This window comes from Pseudomonas juntendi, assembly GCF_009932375.1.
Classification (GTDB): domain Bacteria; phylum Pseudomonadota; class Gammaproteobacteria; order Pseudomonadales; family Pseudomonadaceae; genus Aquipseudomonas; species Aquipseudomonas juntendi.
This window is the reverse complement of record NZ_BLJG01000148.1, coordinates 1-5330: the sequence shown is the minus strand read 5'-3', so window position 1 is coordinate 5330 and position 5330 is coordinate 1. Positions and strand designations below refer to the sequence as shown.

General features: G+C 62.0%; 4 protein-coding genes. 3 read left to right on the top strand and 1 reads right to left on the bottom strand.

Annotated elements, in window-relative coordinates:
• The 3 genes from GYA94_RS18770 to GYA94_RS18760 all read left to right on the top strand — a co-directional run.
• A partial coding sequence (locus tag GYA94_RS18770) for an OprD family porin (RefSeq protein ID WP_161892867.1) occupies window positions 1-1047 on the top strand: 1047 nt, incomplete at its 5' end.
• A gap of 159 nt (window positions 1048-1206) precedes the next feature.
• The gene (locus GYA94_RS18765) at window positions 1207-2922 is read left to right on the top strand and encodes a proline--tRNA ligase (RefSeq protein WP_054911983.1); all 1716 of its coding nucleotides are present in this window, start codon (window positions 1207-1209) and stop codon (window positions 2920-2922) included.
• 20 nt (window positions 2923-2942) lie between these two features.
• Window positions 2943-3896: a hypothetical protein gene (locus GYA94_RS18760; protein ID WP_110679224.1), complete on the top strand. Its 954-nt coding sequence runs from the start codon at window positions 2943-2945 to the stop codon at window positions 3894-3896.
• A gap of 135 nt (window positions 3897-4031) precedes the next feature.
• On the opposite strand, the gene dinB is transcribed toward GYA94_RS18760, so the two are convergent.
• Window positions 4032-5090, bottom strand: a complete 1059-nt coding sequence (gene dinB, locus GYA94_RS18755; RefSeq protein ID WP_161892868.1) for a DNA polymerase IV — start codon at window positions 5088-5090, stop codon at window positions 4032-4034.
• Window positions 5091-5330 lie beyond the last annotated feature (240 nt).

Sequence of the window (5330 nt, the reverse complement as noted above, 5' to 3'; positions counted from 1 at the left end):
GGCACCGTAGGCTTCGGCGTCGACGCCATCGGCATGCTCGGCCTGAAGCTGGACAGCGGCCGCGGCCGCGCCGGCACCGGCCTGTTCCCGACTGGCTCGGACGGTCGCTCGCAAGATGACTACTCGGAAGCGGGCGGCGCTGTGAAAATGCGCATCTCCAACACCGTACTGAAGTGGGGCGACCAGTTCACCGCACTGCCAGTATTCGCAACCGACGACAGCCGCTTGCTGCCAGAAGTTGCCGAAGGTGGCCTGATCACCAGCAACGAAATTGCCGGCCTCACCCTGCACGCCGGTCACTTCACCGCACTGAACGCCCAGGCTCAGACCTACCACGACAGCCTGCGGCTGACCGAGGCCAATGTCTTTGGTGGCACCTACGCCCTCTCCGACAACCTCAGCACCAGCGTTTACTACTCGCGTGTCGAAGACCACTTCCGCAAGTGGTACGGCAATATCAACTGGGCGCTGCCGATCAGCGACAAGCAAGGCCTGGTGTTCGACTTCAACATCTATGACACCAAGTCCATCGGCAACAACCTGACCGGTGCATTCGTCAGCAAGTCCGACGGCAGCAACGAACTGGACAACATCGCAGCCAGCCTCTCGGCCGCGTACAACGTCGGCGCCCACACCTTCACCCTGGCCTACCAGAAGGTCACCGGTGACGGCGACTACGCCTACGGTGTAGACGGTGGCGGCACGGTCTTCCTGGCCAACTCCGTGGCCCGTTCCGACTTCAACGCCGAAGACGAAAAATCCTGGCAGGCTCGCTACGACCTGAACTTCGCTGAGTTCGGCGTACCCGGCCTGAGCTTCATGACCCGCTATGTACGTGGTACCGGTGCAACCACCCGCACCACCGACAGCGGCAAGGAATGGGAACGCGACATCGACGTCAAGTACGTGATGCAGAGCGGCCCGGCCAAGGACCTGAGCTTCCGCGTCCGTCAAGCCACCTACCGTTCGGCCGATGGCGTTTACTACGGTTCGCCTTCGATCGACGAACTGCGCCTGATCGTGGAGTACCCGCTGAGCATCCTGTAAGCCTGGCTTGCAGTGCCCCGCACCTGAAAAGCCCGGCGACCTCGCCGGGCTTTTTCTTGGCTGACAAGCGTCACGCCCTGGGGCATCCTGTACGCCTTCGTTTCACCCCCGTACAATGCGGGGCTATTTCAACGTCTTAGGCAATCGACACGGCTAACCATGCGCACCAGTCAATATTTGCTCGCCACCCAGAAAGAAACCCCTGCCGATGCAGTGGTCATCAGCCATCAGCTCATGCTGCGTGCCGGCATGATCCGCAAACTGGCCTCCGGCCTGTACACCTGGCTGCCGATGGGCCTGCGGGTAATGCGCAAGGTCGAGGCCGTGGTGCGTGAGGAAATGAACGCCGCCGGTGCCCTCGAAGTGCTGATGCCAAGCATCCAGCCCGCCGAGCTGTGGCAGGAGTCCGGCCGCTGGGAACAATACGGCCCGGAACTGCTGCGCCTCAAAGACCGCCATCAGCGTGACTTCTGTGTCGGCCCAACCCACGAAGAAGTGATCACCGACCTGGCCCGTAACGAGCTGTCCAGCTATAAACAGCTGCCGCTCAACATGTACCAGATCCAGACCAAATTCCGCGATGAAATCCGCCCGCGCTTCGGCCTGATGCGTGGCCGCGAGTTCATCATGAAAGACGCCTACTCGTTCCATGCCGACCAGGCTTCCTTGCAGGAAACCTATGACCGCATGCACCAGGCCTACAGCAACATATTCACGCGCCTGGGCCTGGACTTCCGCCCTGTGCAGGCCGACACCGGCTCGATCGGCGGCAGCTACTCGCACGAATTCCACGTACTGGCCGAGTCTGGCGAAGACGACGTGATCTTCAGCGACAGCTCCGACTACGCCGCCAACATCGAAAAGGCCGAGGCCATCCCACGGGAAACCGTGCGCCCCGCGCCTACCGAAGAGCTGCGCCTGGTCGATACGCCAAACGCCAAGACCATTGCCCAGTTGGTGGAAAACTTCGGCCTGCCGATCGAAAAAACCGTCAAGACCCTGATCGTGCGCGGCGCCGAAGAGGGCAAGCTGGTGGCCCTAATCGTTCGTGGCGACCACGAGCTGAACGAAATCAAGGCCACCAAGCTGGAGCAGGTTGCCGACCCGCTGGTAATGGCCACCGAAGCCGAACTGCGCGAGGCGATCGGTGCCGGCGCCGGCTCGCTGGGCCCACTGAACCTGCCGCTGGAATGCATCATCGACCGCTCGGTGGCGCTGATGAGCGACTTCGGTATTGGTGCCAACATCGATGACAAGCACTATTTCGGCGTGAACTGGGAGCGCGACCTGCCAGTGCCACAGGTAGCCGACCTGCGCAATGTGGTTGAAGGCGACCCGAGCCCGGACGGCCAAGGCACCCTGATCATCAAACGTGGCATCGAAGTCGGGCATATCTTCCAGCTGGGCACCAAGTACAGCGAAGCGCTGAAGTGCCAGGTGCTGGGCGAGAACGGCAAGCCGGTCGTGCTGTCGATGGGTTGCTACGGCATCGGTGTATCGCGCGTGGTGGCAGCCGCCATCGAGCAGAGCTACGACGACAAAGGCATCATCTGGAACGACGCCCTGGCCCCGTTCCAGATTGCCCTGGTACCGCTGCGCTACGAAACCGAAGCGGTTCGCGAGGCAACCGACAAGCTGTACGCCGAACTGACCGCCGCCGGCTACGAAGTACTGCTGGACGACCGCGACAAGAAGACCAGCCCCGGCATCAAGTTCGCCGATATGGAGCTGATCGGCATTCCGCACCGCATCGTGGTCAGCGATCGCGGCCTGGCCGAAGGCAACCTGGAGTACAAGCACCGCACCGAGCAGGACGCCCAGCCGTTGCCGCTCAATGAAGTGCTGACCTTCCTGCAGGCCCGCGTTCGCCGCTGATAACCAATGCACGAGTAATCATGTTCAAGCGAAGTACCTTTACCCGGGGGGGCGCTGCACTGTGCGGCGCCCTGCTCGTCAGCGGCTGCGCCAACCAGATGTCCCAGCGCAGCGACCATGAAGAGCGCGTGGAGCGCAAGCTGCTCGCCCACACCCTGCAGATCGATGTCGGCGAGCCGAAGGTGATGGAGCTGCCGCAACGGCGTGTGCGCGTGCATGAGGAAAAGCGTTTCGAAGTGACCGAGTTCGAAGTCACCCGCCGCTATGATCGCTACACGCCTTACCAGCCCTGGCGGGAGATCTACGAGATCCCGCTGGGTGCGGTGGCCGTTGTGGCGGGGGTTGGCGCCAACGTGGTCAATGTCTTCGCTTTGGGCAACCTGCCGCAAAGCATGACCCACGACTGGCTCAGCTATGGGGTGGACGGGCTCAACCCGTTCATGAACGTAGCGTCCAATGGCCGCGCCCAGCAGAACCTCGCCGGGATCAGCGAAGTGCAGAAAGGCCAGCGTGAAGAATCCACCAGCATGCCGTGGAGCGAACGGTTGGTGGAGGTCAAGGCTGGCAAAATGACTCACGAGCTGACCACTGACCGTAGCGGCGTACTGCGCCTGAACCTGCTGGACAGCCCGTTTTCGGAGCAGAACCTCAACCACGTCGGCACCCTGCACCTGCAAGTGCTCGACGAGGACAACGGGGTCCGTGGCGACGCCAGCCTGCTGGTCAGCGCCACCCTGCGCAACAAGCTGCATGAGGCCCATGAGCTGATCTTCGATGACCTCGAAGATGACGATGTCAGCCAGTGGGTACACCGGGTCAAGCGCCTGTCCGAGCTGGGCCTTGAAGAAGAAGCCAGCGAAATGGAACAGAGCCTGATCGAGCTGACCCGCAACGACCCGGAGCTGCAGCAGGAGTTTCTGCAGTCGCTGACCAAGGCTACCGGGCGATTGGTGGCTGACCCGGGGGCGCAATAACCCGGCCTCTATCGCGATTACCCTGTAGGAGCGGCCTTGCGTCGCGATGGGCTGCGCAGCAGCCCCAGGCATTCGGCATTGCTGCTTGAATTGCCGGGGCTGCTGCGCCGACCACCGCGGCACAAGGCCGCTTCTTTATATAGGCGCAAACAGCTCCAACTGTTCATGCGCCCCGCGCAGATCGCGCAACCTTACCCCTACCCCCAACAAACGCACCGGCTTGCCACCGCGGGCGAACGCCTGCCCCAGCAATTGCCGGTAACTTTCCAGGTCCCTGCCCGCCCCGGCCTGTTCCAGCGTGGTTTGGCTGAAGTCATGGAACTTAACCTTGACGAAGGGTTTCTCTGGCCGGTAACTGCTGTCCATGCGGGCGATGCGTTCGTTCAGGCTTTCCAGCAGCTCCGGCAAACGCGCCAGGCAACTGGCCAAGTCCGGCAGGTCGGTGTCGTAGGTATTTTCCACGCTGACCGACTGACGCCGGCTATCGTTGTGCACCGCACGCTCGTCAATACCTCGCGCCAGCCCCCACAACCGCTCACCGAAACTGCCGAACTCGCGCACCAGCGCCAGGCGCGACCAGTCACGCAGTTGCAGGCAGGTTTCGATACCCAGGCGCGTCAGTTTGTCCGCCGTGACTTTGCCCACGCCGTGCAGCCTGGCCACTGGCAAGGCCGCAACGAATGCCTCGACCTCATCGGGGGTAATCACGAACAGCCCGTTGGGCTTGCGCCAGTCGCTGGCGATCTTGGCCAGGAACTTGTTTGGCGCCACCCCCGCCGACACGGTGATATGCAGGGTACGCGCGACTCGCCGGCGAATATCCTCGGCAATACGGGTGGCGCTCCCCGAATACCATTGGCTGTCGCTGACATCCAGGTAGGCCTCGTCCAACGACAAGGGCTCGATCAGCTCGGTGTAGTCTCGAAAGATGGCATGAATTTCCCGCGAGGCTTCGCGATAGGCCTCGAAACGCGGCTTGACGATCAACAAGTCCGGGCACAGTTTCAGCGCGTGGCGCGATGCCATGGCCGAGCGCACACCGTAGGCACGCGCTTCATAATTACAGGTGGCGATCACGCCACGGCGCTCTGCCGAGCCGCCCACTGCCATGGGCCGCCCGGCCAGGCGCGGGTCGTCACGCATCTCGATCGCGGCATAGAAGCAATCGCAGTCAACGTGGATGATCTTGCGCAAAGACATGGATGACCGTCAGCACTGTAAATTCATACAGATAGTATCGCATGGGGCCGCCCGTTCAACACCTGGCCCGAATACCCACGCGATAATCGGCCTGAAAGGCCCGCCGCGCCTGAGCCGCATGCAGGTGTGATGCGCTAAGGGTTTGAACAAAAAAGGTTTTTCCAAAACAATTGCTTGACACCAGCGCGCAAATCCGTAGAATTCGATCTCACAGGCGCGGGATGGAGCAGCCTG